This is a genomic window from Angustibacter speluncae, from assembly GCF_054777815.1.
This window is the reverse complement of the sequence record NZ_BAAHAF010000002.1, coordinates 1-19,828: the sequence shown is the minus strand read 5'-3', so window position 1 is coordinate 19,828 and position 19,828 is coordinate 1. Positions and strand designations below refer to the sequence as shown.

Here is a 19,828-nt window from a genome sequence, read left to right as displayed (position 1 = left end):
GCCCCGGCTCAGCTGGTCCAGGCGCGCCAAAGGGCGGCGTACTCGCCGTCGAGCTCGACCAGCTCGTGGTGGCTGCCGAGCTCGACCACGTGGCCGTCGACGACCACCGCGATGCGGTCGGCGTCGTGCGCGGTGTGCAGCCGGTGCGCGATCGCGACCACGGTGCGGCCCTCGAGCAGCGCGTTCATGGACCCCTCGAGCGTGCGCGCGGTGCGCGGGTCGATCAACGAGGTGGCCTCGTCGAGCACCAGGGTGTGCGGGTCGGCCACCACCAGCCGGGCGAGCGCGACCTGCTGCGCCTGCGCCGGCGTCAGCGCGAACCGTCCGGACCCGACGACCGTGTCGAGGCCCTGGGGCAGCCGCTCGACCCAGTCGAGCGAGCCGACGGCGCGCAGCGCCTCGCGCACCGCGACGTCGTCGACGCCCGAGCGCGCCAGCACGATGTTGTCGCGGACGGTGCCGATGAAGACGTGGTGCTCCTGGGTGACCAGGGCGACCTCGGTGCGCAGCACCTCCAGCGGCAGGTCGACCAGGGCGACGCCGCCGACGGTGGCCTCGCCCGTGCGCGGCCGGTTGATGCCCGACAGCAGGCGCCCGAGCGTCGACTTGCCGGACCCGCTCGGGCCGACCACGGCGAGCCGCTCGCCGGGACGCAGCGCGAGGTCGACGCCGTGCAGCACGTCGTGGCCCTCGCGGTAGGCGAACCGCAGGTCGCGCCCCTCGAGGCGGTCGCCCTCGGGCAGCGCGCCGGAGGGCGTGCGATCGGGCGGCACCTCGGCGATGCCGAGCAGCCGGCTCGTCGACGCGGCGCCCACCTGCAGCCGGTCGATCTCGCCGATGAGCCGGTCGAGCGGCTCGCCGAGCGCCTCGACGTAGAGCACCGCCGCGGTGATCTGGCCGAGGTCGGCCCAGCCCTCGGCGTAGGCGAGCGCACCGACGAGCAGCGTGACCACGCGCGGCGTCTGGAACGCCATGTTCATCCAGCCGAACAGCACGTTGCGCAGCGTCATGCCGTACCGCTCGGCCTGCGACGACACCGCGATGTCGTCGTCACCGGCGCGCACCCGGCGTCCGGACAGCCCGAGCGCCTCGACCGTGCGCGCGCCCTCGACCGTCTCGGTCAGCGTGGTGTTGATCCGCGAGTAGGTGGAGCCCTCGGTGATGTACGCCTTGGGCGCGCGGCGCAGGTACGAGCGCACCGCGAAGAAGCAGGTGGCGAACGCGAGCAGCGCCGGCACGGCCAGCACCACCGAGTTCAGCAGCATCGCGACCACCGACAGCACGACGGTGATGAGCGAGATGATGAGGAACGGCAGGCCGAACTGGACGGCGCGGCTCATCGTCCCGACGTCGCGGGTGACCCGGGTGACCAGGTCGCCGGTGCTGGCGCTCTCGACCGCGCCGAGCGGCAGCCGCAGGATCGTGCGGACGACGTACTCGCGCGCCCCGGCCAGCAGGTCCTGGCCGAACAGCGTCGACAGCCGCTGGCCGAGGAAGGTGAACCCGGCCTGGGCCAGCACGATGCCGACGACCATGAGCGCGAGCGTGTCGAGCCCCGGTCCGCCGGACTCGACCGTGCCGTTCACCAGCTCGCCGAGCAGCCGCGGCACCACCAGGCCGGCGGCGGCCGCCAGGCCGTTCAGCCCCACCACCGCCACGACGACGCCGCGGCGGGTGGCGAGCAGTCCGCGGAAGAACGTCACGACCTCGCGGTTGCCCGACACCGGCCAGCCCCGCTCGGGACGCCGCGACGCGGCGTAGGTGTCCTCGGCGCGCTGCCGGCGCAGGTCGTGCCGCGCCCACAGCGCGCGCCAGCGCGCCCGCGGCCCGGCGCCGGTCGGCGGGAGCAGCTCGGCCGGGACGACGGGCGGGTCGCCGGCGCGGTCGCGCCAGGTCTGCTCGGACGTCGAGAGGAGGTCGGTCACAGCGTGACCTCCTCGTCGAGCGCGCGGGCCACCAGGTGCCGGTACGCGGGGTCGGTGTCGAGCAGGTCGGCGTGCCGGCCCTCGGCGGCGACGCGTCCGCCGTCGAGCATCACGACGCGGTCGGCGTGGTGCAGCCACAGCGGCGAGACCGTGCAGACGACGGTGGTGCGTCCCTCGCGCAGCGCGTGCACCCGCTCGGCGATGCGCGCCTCGGTGTGGGCGTCGACCGCCGACGTGGGATCGACCAGCACCAGGACGGGGGCGTCGGCGGCGAGGGCGCGGGCGAGCACCACGCGCTGGCGCTGGCCGCCGGACAGCCCGCGACCGCGCTCGTCGAGCTGGCCCTGCCAGCCCTCGGGCAACGCGTCGTAGACGTCCTCGGCGCTCGCGACCCGCAGCGCCGTCTCGGCGTCCTCGCGGCTCAGCCGGCCGTGGGGGTCGATGGCGTCCTGCAGCGTGCCGGCGAACAGGGCGCTGGCGGTGTCGCTCACCAGCACGGTGCGGCGCACGTCGGTGAGGCGCGCCCGCGACAGGTCGACCCCGCCGAGCGTGACGCCCCACTCGCGCCCGGCCCGCTCCTCGTCGGCGACGGCCAGCGCGGCGCGGCGCGCGTGCCGGTCGGCGCGGGCACGGCGGGCGGCGCGTCCCTTCAGGCCGACCGCGTCGTCCTCGGCGACGGTGTCGGTGTCGGGCGGCAGGTAGCGGCCGAGCCGGTCGGCGAGCGCGGCGCTGTCGTCGGGCACCGCGGAGACGACGACGGTGAGCAGACCCGGGTGCGCGGTGAACCCGCTCGCCGCGTCGACCAGGGCGGCGCCGCCGTCGAGGGCGACCGGGGCGTGCGGGTCGCGCCACGGCGGGCGCTGGTCGAACACCGCGACCGCCTTGCGCGCGCTGACCAGCGACTTGGTGACCTTCTGCGCGAGCTCGAAGAAGGTGCGGATCGGCCCGACCATGAACACGCCGTAGCCGAGGAAGGTGACCAGCTCGCCGACGGTCAGGACGCCCTGCTGCACCTGCCGGGTGCCGAGCCACACCAGGCTGACCAGGAACAGGCCGGACAGCAGCACGCCGACCGCCTCGACCGCCGCCTGCCAGACGCCGGACGCCACCCCGGCCCGCTTCGCCAGCTGGGACTGCGTCCCGTAGTTGCGGCCGAAGGTGTCCTCGCCGCCGATGCCGCGCAGGATGCGCAGGCCGGCGACGATGTCGGTCGCGAGCGAGGTGAGGTCGGAGGTGCGGGTGCGCTCGACCTCCTGCCGGCGGTGCAGCGGGCGCAGCAGCGGCATCGCGGCCACGACGAGCACCGGTGCACCGAGCAGCACGACGACGCCGAGCTGCCACGACGTCGACAGCACGATCGCGGCGACGGTGAGGAACGAGACCAGCTGCGCGGCGGAGCGGGCGATGATCTCGGTGAGCGCGCCGAACTCGTCGGCGTCGCCGGACGCCACGCTCAGCACCTCGCCCGTCGGCGTGCGCCGGGGCAGGACGTGCCCCATCTGCGCGACCTTGCGCGTCACCATCTTCGTCGTGCCGTAGAGCGCGACCAGCCACGAGCGGACGACGTAGGTGTGGAAGACGACGCCGAAGATCCCGCCGACGACGGCGATGGCGAGCATCAGCCCGGCCCAGCCGAGCAGGGCGCCGCGGTCGCCGGCGAGGATGCCGTCGTCGACCGCGCGACCGAAGATCCACGGCCCGAACGTCATCGGCAGGAACCACAGCAGCGCCGTCACGGTCGACAGCGCGATGACCCCGGGCTGCTGGCGCAGCACCCAGCGCAGGAACGCCGACGGCGAGCGGGTGTCGGGGTCGCTCGAGGGCGGCGCGTCGTCGCCGGAGAAGAAGGTCGTGACCTTCGGGGGGTAGTCCTGCATGGCGTCCTCGATGGTAGGTGCGCCCTGCGACGCACCACGAACGACTAACCCGCCCGGGCTCGGTGGAGTAAGATTTGAACGTGTTCAAGAACGGGGTCCGCGACGTGGGGTGGAGCGTCGGGCTGGGAGCGGAGTACGGGGCGCTCGCGGGCCTGGCGTACGCAGCGTCCTTCGGGTTCGTCGCGGCCCTGCTGGCGCTCGGCGACGGGTTGGGGGGCGCGCTCGCGTTGGCCGGGTACGTGACCCTCTGGGCCGGACTGGTCGCGCTCGTCGTCGGCGCGGCGCTCGGCACCGTCTGCGGGCTGCTCGTCGGCCTGGCCGCCCCGGCGGTCCCGGTCGGGCTGGGCGGCAGGGCCGCGACGGTGCTCCTCGTCGTGCTCGCGCTCGCGGTGGCCGCCGTCGCGGCGACGTCCGGCACCGACCCGTGGGTGGTCGTGCTCGGCGCGATGGTGGTGGTCGCCTGGCCGGCGCTGTTCGCCGTCCCGGCCCTGCTGCTGCACGCGCGGGCCGTGACGCGGCGGGTGCACCCACGCAGCTCTTGACAGTTCTGGAATGTTCACTACAGAATTGCTCGCATGGCGAGGCCGAGAGCGTTCGACGAGGAGCAGGTGCTCGACGCGGCGATGCACGCGTTCCGGCGCACCGGGTTCCGCGACACGTCCGTGGTCGACCTGGAGGCGGCGACGGGCCTGCGGGCGAGCAGCCTCTACCAGGCGTTCGGTGACAAGACCGGCCTGTTCCGCCGTGCGCTCGAGCACTACCTCGCGGTCCTCATTACGCCGCGCCTCGACCGGTTCGCCGGTCCCGACGCCGGCCCGGACGACCTCGAGCAGCTGTTCACCAGCCTGTTCCACCCGCCCTACGACGACGGGTACGGCTGCCTGCTGGTGAACTCGGCCGCCGAGTTCGGCGGCTCCGACGCCGTGCCGGGCGAGCGCGTCCGCGAGGGCCTCGACCTGGTGCAGCGCCGGTTCGAGGACGTCGTCCGCCGCTCGGCGTCGGGCGCCACCCGCACCCAGGTGCGCACCGAGGCCGCCCGCCTCGTGCTCGCCTACCACGGCCTGCTGCTGCTCAGCCGCGCCGGCCGCCTCGGCCCCGCGCACCGCGCCGCCGTCCGCTCCGAGCTCGACTCCCTGCGCGCGCTCGCCCGCGGGACCGCACCCACCCAGGAGGAACCGTCATGAGCACCGTCCGCACCGCCCTCGCCCCCGCGTCCGTCCCGGCCTCGCCGTTCTACAGCCCCGGCGTGCTCGTCCAGGGCGCCCAGCAGGTCGTCCACGTCTCCGGCCAGGTCGGGCACGACGCGCAGGGCGAGCCGCTCGAGGGCGTCGAGGCGCAGACCCGCCAGGCCGTCGAGCACCTGCACGCCGTGCTCGCCGAGGCCGGCATGACCGGCGACGACCTGGTGAAGCTGACCATCTACCTCACCGACGCCGCCGACGTCCCCGCCTTCGCCGCCGCGGCCGCCGGCAGCCTGCCGACCCCGCCGCCCGCCACCACGATGCTCGTCGTCGCCGGCCTGGCCGACCCGCGGCTGCAGGTCGAGATCGAGGCCGTCGCCGCCCGCTGAGTCGGTACGCGTCTCGGAAGTGGTTCGATGACGCGGTGACCGACCTCGCCCCCCTGCTCGACCGGATCGACGGCCTGCGCAGGCGCGCCGGCGAGGCGCGCGTGCTCGTGGGCGTCGTGGGCTCGCCGGGGTCGGGCAAGAGCACGCTGTGCGCCGCGCTCGTCGCCGCGCTCGGGACCGACGCGGCGCTCGTCCCGATGGACGGCTTCCACCTGGCGCAGGCCGAGCTCGACCGGCTGGGCCGCGCCGACCGCAAGGGTGCCCCCGACACCTTCGACGCGGGCGGCTACCTGCACCTGCTGCGCCGGCTGCGGGCTCGCGACGAGGACGTCGTCTACGCCCCGGAGTTCCACCGCGAGCTCGAGGAGGCGGTGGCGGGGTCGGTCGCCGTCCCGCGCGAGGTGCCGGTCGTCGTCACCGAGGGCAACTACCTGCTGCTCGACGACCCGGCGTGGGCGCCGGTGCGGGCCGAGCTCGACGAGGCCTGGTTCGTCGCCCCGGACGAGGCGCTGCGGCTCGAGCGACTGCTCGCCCGGCACGTCGCCCACGGCCGCACCCCCGACGAGGCCCGCGAGTGGGTCGCGCGCAACGACGAGGCCAACGCCCGGCTGGTCGCCGAGTCGGCCGCCCGCGCGGACCTGGTGCTGCGGGGCAGCTGATCCCGCTGCGTGATCAGCCCGTCCTCCGGCACGATCATCCCGTGGGCGGCGATGCGGACCGGGGACGTCCGACGTCCTGGGCGGCGACCGAGGACGAGGTCCGACTGCGTCGGGACCGGTCCGCCGCGCTGGTGGGCGAGGTCGTCGCCGACGTCCGGTACTGGATGCTCGACCACCACCGCGAGCAGCTGGCTCCCGGAGCAGCGGGGCCGCGCGAGATTACGGACGTCGGTGAGCTGGCGCGGCCGACCTGGGCGCACGACGGCGCCGACGCGATCGACCACGGCGTCGAGGTGGCGACCACGTCGGGGCGGGTCCTCTCGCTGACGTGGGACCCGCCGGGTGCGCGTGAGGGCATCGGCGTCGAGGAGACGCCGATGCTCGGCAGCGCGGTGCGGGTCGACGCGGACGTGGCGGTCTGGCCGGTCCTGGACCGCTCGCCGGCCTGGCTCGGGACCGGCGGTGCGGCGGTGGACGCCGTCGAGCTGCACTACGCGCCCTGGCCGGGCGGCGGGTTCTGGTGCCCCCGCATCACCCTCGTGGTCGGCAGGCGCGCGATCGAGGTGCTCCTGGCCGACGTCCGCGACGGCGTGCTGCAGCCGAGCGCCGACGACGTCGCGGTCCTGCACCCGGGCACGACCCTGCCGGCCTGGGCCGGCTAGGCGTCCGTCGCCTTCTTCGTCGAGCGGGCGCGGACGTGGGCGCGCTCGCCCTGGCGACCGAACAGGCTGAGGAACTCGACCGACCGCTCGTCGGTGCGGCCGAACCAGTGGGGCACGCGGGTGTCGAACTCGGCGGCCTCGCCGGGCTCGAGCACCAGGTCGTGCTCCCCGAGCACGAGCCGCAGCCGTCCGTTCAGCACGTAGACCCACTCGTAGCCCTCGTGGGTCTGCGGGGTCGGCTCCGGCGTCCCGCGCCCGCCGGGGATCACGATCTTGTAGGCCTGGATGCCCCCCGGCCGACGGGTCAGCGGCAGCATCGTCATGCCGTGCGCCTTCACCGGGCGCAGGTGGATACGCGGGTCACCTGTCGGCGGGGCGTCGACGAGCTCGTCGAGGGTCACGCCGTGCGCGCGGGCCAGCGGCAGCAGCAGCTCCAGGGTCGGCCGGCGCGACCCGGACTCGAGCCGCGACAGGGTGCTGACCGAGATGCCGGTCTGCGCCGACAGGTCGGCGAGCGTGGTCTCGCGCTGCTGGCGCAGCGCCCGCAGGCGGGGTCCGACGGCGGCGAGGGTCTGGTCCTCCACCCTGCCAGGTTGCCACATCGGCAACGACGTTTGCCAGCCGCAGGGTGCGAGGCGCACGCTCGGTGCAGACGTCGGGACCGAGCGCAGGAGGACGAGATGGTGGACGAGCTGCAGGACGCGTACGAGGTGGTCGTGGTGGGAGGGGGCGCGGCCGGGCTGAACGGTGCGCTCATGCTGGGGCGCTCGCGGCGCTCGGTGGTGGTGCTCGACTCGGGGGCGCCGCGCAACGCGCCGGCCGACGCCGTGCACGGGCTGTTCGCCCGCGAGGGCACCCCGCCGGCCGAGCTGCTGGCCCGCGGCCGCGCCGAGGTGCGCCAGTACGGCGGCCACGTGGTCGAGGCCGAGGTGGTCGACGCCGAGCGGGTCGACGACGGGTTCGTCGTGCGCCTCGCGGACGGCCGGCAGGTGCACGGGCAGCGGCTGCTCGTCACCAGCGGGCTGGTCGACCAGCTGCCGGACGTACCGGGCCTGGCCGAGCGGTGGGGTCGCGACCTGATCCACTGCCCGTACTGCCACGGCTACGAGGTGCGCGACCGCGCGATCGGCGTGCTGGCCGTCAGCCCGATGTCGGTGCACCAGGCGCTCCTGCTGCGGCAGCTGAGCGCCGACGTCACCGTCCTGGCGAACGGGGTCGCCTTCCCCGTCGAGGCGCTCGAGCAGCTCGCCGCGCGCGGCATCCCGGTCGTGGAGGGCGACGTCGCCGAGGTCCTCGTCGAGGACGACGCGATCACCGGGGTCCGGCTCGCCGACGGCGCGGTCGTCGCCCGCGAGGTGCTCGCCACCGGGTCGCACGCCGTGGCGCGCACCGGGTTCCTCGGCTCGCTCGGGCTCACCACGGTCGAGCACCCGAGCGGGATGGGCGTGCACCTCCCGGTCGACGCGTTCGGCAAGACCGAGGTGCCGGGCGTCTGGGCGGCGGGCAACGTGGCCGACATCGCGGCCCAGGTCGGGTCGTCGGCCGCGGCGGGCGCGTGGGCGGGCGCGCAGATCAACGCCGACCTGGTGATGGCCGAGACCACCGCCGCGGTCGAGGCGCGTCGCGCGGTGGCCGTCTGACGCGGGTCAGGCGGGGTGCACCTCGCCGCGGTCGCCGTCGACCGTGACGACCGGCTCGTGCGCGAGCCGGGACGTCGCGCCCGGCACCCCCACGACGGCCGGGACGCCGAGCTCGCGCGCCACGATCGCGGCGTGCGCGAGCAGGCCGCCGACCTCGGTGACGACCGCGGCGGCGACGGTCAGCAGCGGCACCCAGGCGGGGTCGGTGGTGCGGCAGACCAGCACGTCGCCCGGTGCGAACCGCTCGTGCTCGTGCGGGCCCGCGAGCACGCGTGCCGTCCCGGTGGCCCGCCCGCGGGAGGCGCCGGTGCCGCTGAGCACGGGCTCGTCGCCGATCAGCACGGGCACCGCGGGGCCCGACGCCGTCGCCGTCACCGGGCGCGCCTGCAGCAACCAGACCGCTCCGTCGCCGTCGACCGCCCACTCCAGGTCCTGCGGACCGCCGAGCTCGGCAGCGACCTCCCGTGCGAGCCGGGCGATCTGGCGCACAGCACCGTCGTCGAGCACGCCGGTCGAGCGCTCGCGCACGACCGTCCCCGTCGGGTCGACGCGGTACCGGTCGGGGTCGACCGTCCCGCCCACGACCCCGTCGCCCAGCCCGGCGGCGGCCTCGACGACGACCACGTCCGCGCCGGTCAGCGGGTCGACCGTGAACGCGACACCTGCTGCTGCAGCGTCGACCTGGCGCTGCACGAGCACCGCCGACGCGGACGGCGCCCCGGCGTCCCGGGCGGCGCGGTAGGCGTCCGCCACCGCGCTCGCCACGGAGGCGCGCACCCGCTCGACGGCGGCGACGACGTCATCTGCGACGACCCCCAGCACCGACTCGTGCACGCCGGCGAACGACGACGCAGCGGCGTCCTCGTCCGGTGCGGACGAGCGGACGGCGAGGATCTCGGCGAGTGCGGCTGCGGCGGAACCCATCTCGTCCGCACCCGCGTGCGGCAGGACGACCACGCCTGCTGGCACCGGGTACCCGAGACGGAGCAGACGCGACAGCACCGCGGACTTCGGCCCCACCCCGGGCACGTCGTGCGCGTCGGCGAGGTCGACGACCCCCGCGGGCTGCCGGTCAGGAGCCGTCGGCACCGCGCTCGATCCCGAGGGTGGCGAGGAGGTCCTCGTGCAGCTCGAACCAGATCCGGTGGCACGAGTCGACCCGCCCGTCGACGAAGACGTGCTCGCCCTCTCGGGCCTTGCGCAGCGCGGCCGCGAACCGGTCGTCGTATCCGTCGAACCGGCCGAGCACCTGCACCAGCGACCGCACCAGGCCACCGAGCTCGCCCGACAGGGCACCGAGCTCGTCGAGCACGCGCGCGTCCCACTCGGGGTCGCTGTGGTCGTTGGACGCCAACGGGTCCTGCGCCGTGGCCCGCAGCTGCCAGTCGGTGCACGCCGCCTGCAGCCGCCCGTTGAGGGGCAGGAACCGCTGGTGGACGGCGACGACCGCGTCGCGGCCGGCGACCGCGTCGAGCTCGGCCGCGAGCCGTCGCTCGTCCTCGGCCTTCCCCCGCTCGGTCAGCGACCACCCGCGCGAGCCCGCGAACTCCGAGTGCGTCACCCACCCGTAGGCCTGGTGGTCGAGCAGCAGCTCGTCAACCTCGGCGGGGTCGAGCGCGAAACGGGCCGCGACAGCGGGTGACTCGGCGAAACCGAGCAGCCGGACGCCGTGCAGCGCGAGCAGGTCGGCGGTCGAGGTGCGGCTCACGAGGCCACCTCCCGGGTGAAGGAGCCGGTGTCGAGCCAGTGCCGCAGCCGCTCGACCGTGACGGCCAGGTACCGCGCCGACTCGCCGCGCAGCTCGGCGGTCGTCGTCGTGAGCAGGTCGTTGCCGAGCAGCAGCTGCCGCGCGGCCACCATCGCCTCGTGGTCGGCGGGGTCCACGTCCGGCAGCGGGCGCACCTGCGCGTACCCGGCCCGCATCGCCCGCTCAGGCCCCGGGTCGCCGCCGCGCAGGTAGAACGCCGAGACGGCCAGGTCGAGGGCGGGGGTGCCGAGACCGCAGTCGTCGAAGTCGAAGACGGCCAGCCGCCCCGCGTGCCACTTCAGGTTGCCGCCGTGCAGGTCGGCGTGGATGGCGTGCACCGGGCCGGCGGCGTGCACGCGTCCCAGGGCCGCCGCGGTGGCGGCGCGGGCGCGGTCGAGCACCTCGTGGTCCGCGGGGGACAGCCCCGGCGCCCCGGCCATGACGTCGTCGTCGCCGAACAGCGGGTCGTCGAACACCGGCATCTCGCCGCCGTCGGGCAGCGTCCACGTCGGTGCCTGCTCGTGGAGCGACGCCATCGCCCGGCCCATCGCGTGCGCCTGCTCCTCGTCCGGCTGCCCGACGTCGTCGCCGTCGAGCCAGCCTGCCAGGGTGCACAGCAGGGGCCGGCCGAACAGCTCCGACGGCACGTGCGCGAACCACTCGCCGGACGCCGTGCGCTGCGGCTGCGGCACCAGCACGTCGGTGTACTCGGCCAGGTCGAGCTGCCAGACCTGCTGCGCCAGCACCTCGGCCGGGGTGCTCGTCGAGTTCGTGTTGAGCCGCAGCGCGAAGCGCGCCCCGTCGGCCGTCCCGACGTCGAAGGTCGTGTTGTAGGCGTGCGCGGCGAGCTCGAGCCGGGCGACGTCGAGCCCGAAGGCCGCCGCCGACTCGAGGGCGGCCGGGCGCAGTGCCGCGACCTGCTCGTCGTCCGGCAGGTCGAGGTAGGACGTCAGCGGTGCGGCGGTCACGGGGACAGCGAACCGCACGCGCGGCCCTCACGTCTCCCGGGTTCGTTCCGGGCGCGCCGGGACCCGTTCGAGGCGGGTCCACGTCGCCCAGCCGCGTTCCTGCATCAGCTCCAGCATCCGCTCCGCCCGCGGGTCGGTCTCGCGGGCGAGCAGCTCGAGCAGGTCGAACGGGGTGTCGTCGTCCGCGTCCGGCAGGTTCTCGCCCGACGCCATCGCCTCCTCGGACAGCTCGGCCATCAGGTCGGCGGCCTCGCGCATCAGGGCCTCGGCGCCGTCCTCGGCGTCGTCCTCGAACAGCTCCGAGAGCGCGCGGTACAGCCGCACGATGCGGGGGTCCTGGAGGGAGGCGATCTTGGCCGGGATCCACTCGGCGACCTTGTCGGGCCAGCGGGCGGCGACCACGATCCAGCCGTCCCGCTCGCCGCGCACCACCGGCTCGCTGATCCCGAGCGCGCGGAGCGCGTCGAGGTAGGCGGTCACCTCGGGCGGCAGCACCAGCGCGTCGCCCGCGGCGAGCCGGGCGACCTGGGCGCGGGTGCGCCGCAGCCGGGCCTGCTCCGCCCGCAGCCGGGCGTCGATGCGGCGGATCGCCGCGGCGAAGGTCTCCTCGTCGGCCTCGACCAGGTCGGCCACCTCCGACAGCGGCACGCCGGCCTCGGCGAGGGTGCGGATGCGGACGAGTGCGACCACCGCGTGCGGGCCGTACGTCCGGTACCCGGACCGGTCGCGCTGCGGCTCGGGCAGCAGCCCGATCTGGTGGTAGTGCCGCACCGCGCGCACCGTGACGCCGGTGTAGGCGGCCAGCTGGCTGATCGTCAGCACGTCCTCATCCTGCCCCTCGTCGCGGGTCGCTCACGAGACCTTGCGCCGGTACGTGAGCACCGCCGCGACGACGGCCACGACCAGCAGGGCGACGCACCAGCCGAGCGCGGTCGCGAGGTCGCCGCCGACGGGCCGCTCGTCGAGCAGCGCGCGGATGGCGTCCACGATCGCCGTCACCGGCTGGTGCTCGGCGAACCACCGCACCGGCCCCGGCATCGAGGCGGTGGGCACGAACGCCGAGCTGAGGAACGGCAGGAAGATCAGCGGGTACGAGAAGGCGCTCGCGCCGTCGACCGAGCCGGCCGTCAGGCCCGGGATCACCGCGAGCCAGGTGAGCGCCAGGGTGAACAGCAGCATGATGCCGGTGACGGCGAGCCAGGCGCCGAGGCCGGCGCCGGAGCGGAAGCCCATGACGAGCGCGACCAGGACGACCAGCACGAGCGAGGCGAGGTTGGCCACCACCGAGGTCAGCACGTGCGCCCACAGCACCGACGACCGCGCGATGGGCATCGACCGGAACCGGTCGACGATCCCGCCCTGCAGGTCGAGGAACAGCCGGTACGCCGTGTACGCGACGCCGGAGGCGACGGTGATGAGCAGGATGCCGGGCAGCAGGTAGTCGACGTAGCCGCCCGCACCGGTGCCCGACCCGGTGTCGATGGCACCGCCGAAGACGTAGACGAACAGCAGCAGGAACGCGACCGGCATGAGCGCGGTGGTGATGATGGTGTCCGGGCTGCGCAGCACGTGGGTGAGCGAGCGCCCGGTGAGGACGAGGGTGTCGGAGACGGCGTGGCGTGCGGACATGGCGGTCACTGCTCCTGGGGGACGGTCTGGTCGGTGGTGTCGGTGGTGGGTTCGCCGGTGAGGGCGAGGAAGACCTCCTCGAGCGTCGGCTGCTTCTCGACGTACTCGACCCGCGCCGGCGGCAGCAGCCGCTTCAGCTCGGCGAGCGTGCCGTCGACGAGCACCCGGCCGTCGTGCAGGATCGCGATCCGGTCGGCGAGCTGCTCGGCCTCCTCGAGGTACTGCGTGGTGAGCAGGACGGTGGTGCCCTGCCGGGTGAGCTCGCGGACGACCTCCCACACCTCCAGGCGCCCCTGCGGGTCCAGGCCGGTGGTCGGCTCGTCCAGGAAGACGACGGCCGGGTCGCCGACCAGGCTCATCGCGATGTCGAGCCGGCGGCGCATGCCGCCCGAGTAGGTGGACGCCTTCCGGTCGGCGGCCTCGGTGAGCGAGAACCGCTGCAGCAGCCCGTCCGCCACCTGCTTCGGCGCCGGCAGGTGCCGCAGCCGGGCGACCAGCACGAGGTTCTCCCGGCCGCTGAGCCGCTCGTCGACCGCGGCGAACTGGCCGGTGAGGCTGATCCGCTCGCGGACGCCGGCGGGGTCGGCCGCGACGTCGACGCCGTCGACGTGGGCGCTGCCCGCGTCGGCGCGCAGCAGCGTCGCCAGGATGCGCACCAGGGTGGTCTTCCCGGCGCCGTTGGACCCGAGGAGGGCGAGGACGGAGCCGCGCGCCACCTCCAGGTCGACGCCCTGCAGCACCTGCAGGTCGCCGTAGGCCTTGCGGAGGTCGTGGACCCGGATCGCCGGGTCGCCCGAGGGCTGGTTCGTGGTCATGCGAGGACTGTCGGGGGTTGACGCTGCGTCAAGGTCAAGCCCCTTCCCGGCGGCTGCCCGAACAGGACGCACGACGTCCGGAACCGGGGCTAGCGTGCGGGCTGTGGACGAGCGGCGGCGCGTGGTGGGCGCCTGATGGACCTGCGGTTCGAGGCCGAGGTCTTCCAGTGGCGCGGGCCGGCGCCGTTCTTCTTCGTCGCCGTGCCCGAGGAGCAGGCCGCCGACCTCGAGGCGGTCTCGCGCGACGTCACCTACGGCTGGGGGATGATCCCGGTGCGAGGACGGGTGGGGCGCACCGAGTTCCGTACGTCGCTGTGGCCGCGGCAGGGTGGGTACGTGGTGCCGCTCAAGGACGCCGTGCGGGCCGCGGAGGGCATCGAGGACGGCGCGACTATCGAGGTCTCGCTCGCCGTCGCCCCCCGCGGCCGCTGAGCGCGCGGCTGCGCCCGCGCGACCGTACGGTCGGAGCGTGCCCGGACGAGACCTCGAAGGTGCCCGCGTCGTCGTGCTCGGCGCGAGCGGGGCGCTCGGCTCCCGCATCGCCCGCGAGCTGGCCGCACGGGGTGCCCGGCTCCTGCTCGTCGGGCGCGACGACGACGCGCTCGCCGCAACCGGTCTCGACGCACCGCGGCTGGTCGTCGCCGACGTGGCGGACGCCGGTGCCGGCGACTCGGTCGCGACGGCCGCGCGGGAGCGGCTCGGTGGGCTCGACGGGGTCGTGAACGCGGTGGGCGTGGTGGCGTTCGGCCCGCTCGCCGACACCGACGACGCGGTGCTCGAGGAGCTCTTCCTCACCAACGTCGTGGGTCCGCTCGCCGTGCTGCGCCGGCTGCTGCCGCTGCTGCGCGAGTCGCAGGGGTTCGTGGTGAACCTCAGCGCGGTGGTGGCCGAGCGGCCGCTGCCCGGGATGGTGGCGTACTCCGCGACGAAGGCGGCCCTCACCGCCGCCGACGCCGCGCTGCGCACCGAGCTGCGGCGCGACCGCGTCCACGTGCTCGACGTGCGGCCGCCGCACACCGAGACCGGGCTGGCCGGTCGTCCGCTCGCGGGGCAGGCACCCCGGCTCCCGCAGGGGCTCGACCCCGATGCCGTCGCCCGCCGGGTGGTCGACGCGATCGCCGCGGGCGAGGACGACCTGCCGTCGGACGGCTTCGGTGCCTGACCGGACGACGGCGCTGGTCGCCGCGTCGGCGCTGCACGCGGGGTTCCAGCTGGCGGTGAGCACGCTGGTCTACCCGGCGCTGGCCGACGAGCAGCCGGACCGCTTCGCCGCCGCGCACGACGCGCACTCGCGGCGGATCACGCCGCTGGTCGGGCTGGTGTACGCGGCCGTGATCGGTTCCGCGGCAACGGCACTCGCCGGGCTGCGGGGTGGCGGACCGCGGGTCGCGCTGGCTGCCGCCCTGGGGGCCCAGGCGGTGGCGCTGGGCACCACGGCGGCCGTCGCCGCGCCGCTGCACGGCCGGCTCGGCCGGCGCCGGACCGACGACGACCTGCGTCGGCTGCGGCGCGCCGACCTGGTGCGCACCGTCGCCGCGGTCGCCGGGCTCGCCGCGGCGGTCAGCGCGGCGCGGGACTGACCTCGTCGGCCTCGTCCGTCCCGTCCGCGGCCTGGAGCAGGCGCCGGCCGAGGACGGCCACCGCGTCCCGCAAACCGGGCGGCTCGAGCACCCGGAACGGTGCGTCGACGAGCGCGAGCTGCTCGGCGTACCAGGGCAGCTCGTTCGTGCTGCCCACCACGCGCGTGCGTCCGCCGGGGAGCGGCTCGCACCGCCCGACGTGGCGCTGCACCCACTGCTCGACCTGCTCCGGCGGCGCGTCGACCTCGACGACGACCTGGTGCCGCCAGCCCTCGCCGAGCTGGGTGGCGACGGCGTCGACGGGGTCGAGGTCTGCGGGTGGCTCGAAGGTGGCCACGAGCGCCTCGACCGAGGCCACCCGGTCGACGCGCAGCACCCGGCGGGCGTCGCGGGTGCGTGACCAGCACAGCAGGTACCAGCGGCCGTGCCGGGCCACCAGCGCCCAGGGCTCGACCTCCATCTCGCGGATCCGGCCGTCCGGCGCCAGGTGGTGGCGCAGCCGCACGACGCGTCGCTCGGCGCACGCCTCGACGAGCCGCGCGGTGATCTCGGCCGAGGGCGGCGGTACCGCCTCGCGGCCGTGCGCGGCCACCTGGCGGATCGCCTCCACCGGACGGGCGACCGGCTCCGGGAGCGCCCGGACCAGCTTGCCGAGCGCGGTCGCGACCGGGCCGTCGCGCACCGCGCCGTGGTGGCTGTCGAGCAGTGCCATGACCAGCCCGAGCGCCTCCGCCGGGGTGAACATCAGCGGCGGCAGCCGCAGGCCGCGCCCGACCCGGTAGCCGCCGTACGGCCCGCGCACCGACTCGACCGGGACCCCCGCGTCGCGCAGCACGCCGACGTAGCGCCGGGCCGCGCGCTCGGAGACGCCGAGCCGCTCGCCCAGCTCGGCCGCGCGGATGCCCGGCCTGGCCTGCAGCAGCTCGAGCGCCAGCAGCGCCCGGGCCGTCGGGCTGAGGTCGTCGTGCACGGTCGCGACGGTAGTGCCGGTCGCGGCACCTCGTGGTTACCCGCCGGTAGCATCGCGGTGTGACCGACGTCCTCGCGCTCTGGCGCCGCTGCTCGTCCCTGCCGCTCGGCACCCGGCTGTTCTCGCTGGCGTTCGCGCAGAAGGCGCCGTACTTCGCCTCGATCGGGCCGCGCTTCACCGTGGTCGAGCCGAACCACGCCGAGCTCGTCGTGCGCCGGCGCAGGCGGGTGCAGAACCACCTCGGCACCGTGCACGCGATCGCCCTCTGCAACGGGCTCGAGGCGGCGATGGGCGCGCTCGCCGAGGCGAGCATCCCGCCGTCCCGGCGCTGGATCCCCACCGGGATGGAGGTCGCCTACACCGCCAAGGCGGCGGGTGACGTCACCTGCGTCGCCGAGACCGACCCGTCGGCGTGGACGGGACGCGACCCGGAGGTGCCCGTGCGCGTCCACGGCCTCCTGGCGGACGGGACGGTCGTCGTCGAGGGCACGATCCGGCTGCGGGTGACCGACCGGCCGCAGCGGCCCGCGACACTGGGGGCGTGAGCACCGCTGCGGACGGCCCCGTCACCGTCGCGATCACCCGCCGCACCCGCCCGGACGACGAGCGCCTGATGCAGGCCTGGGTCGACGCCGGCATGCGGCTCGCGTCGACCTTCCCGGGGTTCCTCGGGTCGGGGTCGGTGCGGCCGTCGACCGGGTCGCCGGAGTGGCACATGCTGTACCGCTTCGACTCCCGCGCGAGCCTGCTGCTGTGGGAGGAGTCGCGCGAGCGCACCCGGTGGCTGCGCGCCGGCGCCGACCTGGTCGAGCACACCCGGGTCGAGCACCGCACCGGCATCGAGGGCTGGTTCGACGAACCGGTGAGCCGCTCGGTGCACGACGTCGCCCCTGCCGCGCCGCCGCGGTGGAAGCAGGCCGTGACGATCCTGGTGGCGTTCTTCCCGATGAACCTGCTGCTCAGCTGGCTGCTGGCGCCGCTGGTGGGGTCGTGGCCGCTGCCGCTGCGGCTGCTCGTCACGACCCTGCTGCTGACGCCGGTGATGGTCTACGTCGTGCTGCCGCAGGTGACCCGGTTGCTGCAGCCCTGGCTCTCCCGGGGGCCGCGCCGGTAGCGTCGCGCCCGTCGCGACCCCGGCGGACCGCCGCGCGGGCTGACACGTCGACCCGAGCGAGAGGGGCGACGACGTGTCGCTGACCCACCCCGTGCTGCAGCGTCTCGACGACCTGGCGGCCCACCTGTCCACCCGTCCCGACGTCCTGGCCGTGCTCGGCGTCGGCTCCGTCGGCGAGCAGACCGACCGCGTCGACGAGCACTCCGACGTCGACGTGTTCGTGGTCGTCGACGACGGCGCGGTCGGCCGCTACGCGCACGACGTCGCGTGGCTGGAAGCAGTTGCACCGGTGGCGTTCTGGTTCCCCCACACCCACGACGGCTGCAAGGTGCTCTTCGACGACGGCATCTTCGTCGAGTACGCCGTGTTCACGCTCGCCGAGCTGCGGGCCGTCCCGTTCGCGGGTGCGCGGGTGGTCTGGCGGCGGGACGACGCGCCCGACGACCTGCTGCGAGGTGCGGCGCCCCCGGAGCCGCGCGACGACTCGGTGGCGTTCCACCTGGGCGAGGCGCTGACCAACCTGCTCGTCGGGGTGCACCGCGAGCTGCGCGGCGAGCACCTGACCGCGGCCCGCTTCGTGCAGTCGCACGCGGTCGACCACGTGCTCGCGCTCGCCGGGACGCACGAGCGCCGCGACCCGTTCGACGCCAGCCGACGGGTCGAGCAGGCGCACCCCGACCTCCCGCTGGCGGCGATGGTGCCGGGCTACGGACGGTCGGCGGCCGCCGCGCGCGAGGTGCTCACCTGGCTCGGCGCCCGGTACGACGTGCCGGCCGGGATCGGACGGCCGCTGGAGGAGCTGCTGGTGCGCGCCGGGGCCTGATCAGCGTGAGCGCTTGGTGCCGGCTCGCCACTGGAACCCGTAGCCGTAGTGCCGGTCCGCTTCCTCGTGGTGGCGGAAGTAGCGCTCCTCCTTGGTGATCTTCACGTCGAGGCCGTTGCCGCTCACCATCGCGATCGCGCACCACGATCGACGCGCGCTCGGGTTCTCCAACCTGACCAGGGTCTGCCCACCCGTCGGGTCGTCCATCGTGAGCTGTGCCTTGACCGCACCGAAGTCCGTGGTGCCTTCGTAGATCATCGCGAACACGAGCACCCGCCGGATCAGGTCGGGTCGGTGGATCGTGAGCGTCTCGCCGGACCCGTGCTGCCCCGTCCGGTCATCGCGGTCCAGCTTGATCCACGGCCACTTCGTCACCCAGCCGAACTGACGGCCGAGCGGCTGGATCACCATCTTGTCGCCGTCCTGCATCTCGACGAAGCAACCGAGGTCGAGGTCGACACCGCGCCCGAACCGGGGCTGAGCCCAGTTGAGGTTGAACGTCAGGACGCCTGGTTTGGCTGCCTTGCCGGTCTTCACGAGCGCGAGGGACCGGCTCTCACCCTGCTTGTCGAGCAGGACGCGGGTGGGTGCGGGCTGCGGTGCCGCCACGGTCGAGGTGGGCGGCGGGGCGTACGTCGGGGCGGGCGGCGGGACGTACGTCGGGGCGGGTGGCGGGACGTACGCCGGAGCAGAGGGCTGGGGCGGAGCCGGGGAGTCGTCGACGACGACGCCGAACGAGCGCGCCAGGCCCGCGAGGCCGTCAGCCCACCCCTGCGCGACGGCCCGCACCTTCCAGCCCGTGTCGCGGCGGTAGATCTCGACGACGTGGAGCGCGCTCTCCGGCCCGAGGCCAGTCGCGGTGAACGCGGCGACCGGGGCGTGCCCGGACGTCACGGTGACCCGCGGTGGGGCGGCCACGGTGCCGAAGGTGCGGCTGCGTGTGCCGTCGAGGCTGACGAGGACGGCCACCGATCGCACGGACGGCTCCACCCGACCCAGGTCGAGGTGCAGCGTCCCGGTCGCGACATCGAGGCGGCAACCGGCGGCCTGCGGCTGGTTGTAGAAGACGAAGTCGTGGTCGCCGCGAACCCGCAGATCGGAGCCGAGCAGCACAGCGGACGCGTCGACCGGCTCGGAGCACTCGATCCGGATCGCCAGCGGGCCCGTGGGCACGGGCGCGTTCGACCCCTTGAGCAGCTCCTGCACCGTGTCCCCCTCGACGTCCCCGTGGATCCCCCATCGTGCCAGCCGGTCGTCCGCGGGGAGGGCGATCGCGCACGGCTGGCAGGATGACCGCACGCACGCGACCGAGGGGGACGTCACCGTGGACCAGGCCGACCAGAAGCCGCAGCTGGGCATCGTGCTGCTGCAGACCCCGCCAGGCACCTCGTTCGACGCCGAGGTGCAGGCCGTCGTCGACCGGCTGGCCTCGGCAGGCCTCTCGGCGGACCGGGCGGGCACCGTGTTCGCGGTCGAGCACCGGGGCAGCCGCGCGATCCTCACGCCCGAACCGGCGCCACTCGCCTGGAACGACGCGTTCGGGCCGTGGATCGCCGCGCACCAGAGCCCGGACGGGCTGCACGAGCGGTACCGCTCGCACACCGGTCTGCTGTCGGTGCAGGTCGGCACCACCGGCGACGTCGCGATCACCCGGCGGCTGCTGCTCGAGCTGGTGCGCCTGGTCGCCCAGCACCCGAGCGCGTCGGTCGTCACGCTGCCCGGCGACACGAAGTTCTGGTACGCCGAGCAGGTCCGCAACTGGCCCGCGTACCTCGAGCTCGCGCCGACGCCGCCGTCGCAGCCCGCGCCGCAGCCGGCCGCCCAGCCGGCACCGCAGCCGGCCGCCCAG

Annotated in this window: 23 protein-coding genes and 1 pseudogene; 13 read left to right on the top strand and 11 right to left on the bottom strand. The window is 75.1% G+C overall.

Annotation, left to right across the window (positions count from 1 at the left end; translation table 11 throughout):
* Positions 1–8 precede the first annotated feature (8 nt).
* The gene (locus ACYVKY_RS00175) at positions 9–1,925 is read right to left on the bottom strand and encodes an ABC transporter ATP-binding protein (protein ID WP_460432964.1); all 1,917 of its coding nucleotides are present in this window, start codon (positions 1,923–1,925) and stop codon (positions 9–11) included.
* Positions 1,922–3,802, bottom strand: coding sequence for an ABC transporter ATP-binding protein (locus ACYVKY_RS00170; protein WP_460432963.1), 1,881 nt, complete (start codon positions 3,800–3,802; stop codon positions 1,922–1,924). The genes ACYVKY_RS00175 and ACYVKY_RS00170 overlap by 4 nt, the downstream gene beginning before the upstream one ends.
* A gap of 80 nt (positions 3,803–3,882) precedes the next feature.
* Here ACYVKY_RS00170 and ACYVKY_RS00165 point away from each other — a divergent pair, with 80 nt between their 5' ends.
* Genes ACYVKY_RS00165 through ACYVKY_RS00145 form a run of 5 tightly spaced genes read left to right on the top strand, consistent with a single transcriptional unit; the run spans position 3,883 to position 6,693 of the window.
* A complete protein-coding gene (locus ACYVKY_RS00165; RefSeq protein WP_460432962.1) occupies positions 3,883–4,344 on the top strand; it encodes a hypothetical protein in 462 nt (153 codons plus the stop codon).
* 33 nt (positions 4,345–4,377) lie between these two features.
* Positions 4,378–4,986 (top strand): TetR/AcrR family transcriptional regulator, encoded by a 609-nt coding sequence (locus tag ACYVKY_RS00160; protein ID WP_460432961.1) that lies wholly within the window; start codon positions 4,378–4,380, stop codon positions 4,984–4,986.
* The gene (locus ACYVKY_RS00155) at positions 4,983–5,372 is read left to right on the top strand and encodes a RidA family protein (protein WP_460432960.1); all 390 of its coding nucleotides are present in this window, start codon (positions 4,983–4,985) and stop codon (positions 5,370–5,372) included. Before ACYVKY_RS00160 ends, ACYVKY_RS00155 begins: the two co-directional genes overlap by 4 nt.
* Positions 5,373–5,407: 35 nt before the next feature.
* Positions 5,408–6,031, top strand: a complete 624-nt coding sequence (locus ACYVKY_RS00150; protein WP_460432959.1) for a nucleoside/nucleotide kinase family protein — start codon at positions 5,408–5,410, stop codon at positions 6,029–6,031.
* Positions 6,032–6,072: 41 nt separating this feature from the next.
* The gene (locus tag ACYVKY_RS00145; protein WP_460432958.1) at positions 6,073–6,693 is read left to right on the top strand and encodes a hypothetical protein; all 621 of its coding nucleotides are present in this window, start codon (positions 6,073–6,075) and stop codon (positions 6,691–6,693) included.
* Here the strand turns inward: ACYVKY_RS00145 and ACYVKY_RS00140 are convergent.
* Entirely contained in the window at positions 6,690–7,295 is a 606-nt protein-coding gene (locus ACYVKY_RS00140) for a helix-turn-helix domain-containing protein (RefSeq protein ID WP_460432957.1), read from the bottom strand. The genes ACYVKY_RS00145 and ACYVKY_RS00140 overlap by 4 nt on opposite strands.
* A gap of 78 nt (positions 7,296–7,373) precedes the next feature.
* Between ACYVKY_RS00140 and ACYVKY_RS00135 the strand changes: the two genes are divergently transcribed.
* Entirely contained in the window at positions 7,374–8,333 is a 960-nt protein-coding gene (locus ACYVKY_RS00135; protein ID WP_460432956.1) for an NAD(P)/FAD-dependent oxidoreductase, read from the top strand.
* A gap of 6 nt (positions 8,334–8,339) precedes the next feature.
* Here the strand turns inward: ACYVKY_RS00135 and ACYVKY_RS00130 are convergent, their stop codons facing one another.
* The 6 genes from ACYVKY_RS00130 to ACYVKY_RS00105 are packed head-to-tail and all read right to left on the bottom strand — an operon-like array spanning position 8,340 to position 13,492.
* Positions 8,340–9,422, bottom strand: coding sequence for a PEP/pyruvate-binding domain-containing protein (locus ACYVKY_RS00130; RefSeq protein WP_460432955.1), 1,083 nt, complete (start codon positions 9,420–9,422; stop codon positions 8,340–8,342).
* Positions 9,406–10,041, bottom strand: a complete 636-nt coding sequence (locus ACYVKY_RS00125; protein ID WP_460432954.1) for a transcriptional regulator — start codon at positions 10,039–10,041, stop codon at positions 9,406–9,408. The genes ACYVKY_RS00130 and ACYVKY_RS00125 overlap by 17 nt, the downstream gene beginning before the upstream one ends.
* Positions 10,038–11,048 (bottom strand): phosphotransferase enzyme family protein, encoded by a 1,011-nt coding sequence (locus ACYVKY_RS00120; RefSeq protein WP_460432953.1) that lies wholly within the window; start codon positions 11,046–11,048, stop codon positions 10,038–10,040. Before ACYVKY_RS00120 ends, ACYVKY_RS00125 begins: the two co-directional genes overlap by 4 nt.
* A 27-nt stretch (positions 11,049–11,075) precedes the next feature.
* The gene (locus ACYVKY_RS00115; RefSeq protein ID WP_460432952.1) at positions 11,076–11,870 is read right to left on the bottom strand and encodes a MerR family transcriptional regulator; all 795 of its coding nucleotides are present in this window, start codon (positions 11,868–11,870) and stop codon (positions 11,076–11,078) included.
* Between the two features lie 30 nt (positions 11,871–11,900).
* On the bottom strand, positions 11,901–12,677 hold the full coding sequence (locus ACYVKY_RS00110; protein WP_460432951.1) for an ABC transporter permease: 777 nt from the start codon (positions 12,675–12,677) through the stop codon (positions 11,901–11,903).
* A 5-nt stretch (positions 12,678–12,682) separates the two neighbouring features.
* Positions 12,683–13,492, bottom strand: a complete 810-nt coding sequence (locus ACYVKY_RS00105; RefSeq protein WP_460432950.1) for an ABC transporter ATP-binding protein — start codon at positions 13,490–13,492, stop codon at positions 12,683–12,685.
* Between the two features lie 135 nt (positions 13,493–13,627).
* On the opposite strand from ACYVKY_RS00105, the gene ACYVKY_RS00100 reads away from it, so the two are divergent.
* Genes ACYVKY_RS00100 through ACYVKY_RS00090 form a run of 3 tightly spaced genes read left to right on the top strand, consistent with a single transcriptional unit; the run spans position 13,628 to position 15,072 of the window.
* A complete protein-coding gene (locus tag ACYVKY_RS00100; protein ID WP_460432949.1) occupies positions 13,628–13,924 on the top strand; it encodes a DUF1905 domain-containing protein in 297 nt (98 codons plus the stop codon).
* Between the two features lie 37 nt (positions 13,925–13,961).
* Positions 13,962–14,654, top strand: a complete 693-nt coding sequence (locus ACYVKY_RS00095; RefSeq protein ID WP_460432948.1) for an SDR family NAD(P)-dependent oxidoreductase — start codon at positions 13,962–13,964, stop codon at positions 14,652–14,654.
* Positions 14,647–15,072 (top strand): hypothetical protein, encoded by a 426-nt coding sequence (locus ACYVKY_RS00090; RefSeq protein ID WP_460432947.1) that lies wholly within the window; start codon positions 14,647–14,649, stop codon positions 15,070–15,072. Before ACYVKY_RS00095 ends, ACYVKY_RS00090 begins: the two co-directional genes overlap by 8 nt.
* Here the strand turns inward: ACYVKY_RS00090 and ACYVKY_RS00085 are convergent.
* Positions 15,053–16,042: a helix-turn-helix transcriptional regulator gene (locus tag ACYVKY_RS00085; protein WP_460432946.1), complete on the bottom strand. Its 990-nt coding sequence runs from the start codon at positions 16,040–16,042 to the stop codon at positions 15,053–15,055. The two genes, ACYVKY_RS00090 and ACYVKY_RS00085, sit on opposite strands and share 20 nt — an antisense overlap.
* Positions 16,043–16,101: 59 nt before the next feature.
* Between ACYVKY_RS00085 and ACYVKY_RS00080 the strand changes: the two genes are divergently transcribed.
* The 3 genes from ACYVKY_RS00080 (at position 16,102) to ACYVKY_RS00070 (ending at position 17,979) form a co-directional block, all read left to right on the top strand.
* Positions 16,102–16,587: a hotdog fold domain-containing protein gene (locus ACYVKY_RS00080; RefSeq protein ID WP_460432945.1), complete on the top strand. Its 486-nt coding sequence runs from the start codon at positions 16,102–16,104 to the stop codon at positions 16,585–16,587.
* Entirely contained in the window at positions 16,584–17,156 is a 573-nt protein-coding gene (locus tag ACYVKY_RS00075; RefSeq protein WP_460432944.1) for an antibiotic biosynthesis monooxygenase, read from the top strand. Before ACYVKY_RS00080 ends, ACYVKY_RS00075 begins: the two co-directional genes overlap by 4 nt.
* 73 nt (positions 17,157–17,229) lie before the next feature.
* Complete coding sequence (locus tag ACYVKY_RS00070) at positions 17,230–17,979, top strand: hypothetical protein (protein ID WP_460432943.1); 750 nt, start codon at positions 17,230–17,232, stop codon at positions 17,977–17,979.
* Here the strand turns inward: ACYVKY_RS00070 and ACYVKY_RS00065 are convergent, their stop codons facing one another.
* A complete protein-coding gene (locus ACYVKY_RS00065; RefSeq protein WP_460432942.1) occupies positions 17,980–19,185 on the bottom strand; it encodes a TerD family protein in 1,206 nt (401 codons plus the stop codon).
* A gap of 118 nt (positions 19,186–19,303) precedes the next feature.
* Between ACYVKY_RS00065 and ACYVKY_RS00060 the strand changes: the two are divergent.
* Positions 19,304–19,828: pseudogene (locus ACYVKY_RS00060) on the top strand (hypothetical protein); the annotation flags it as partial.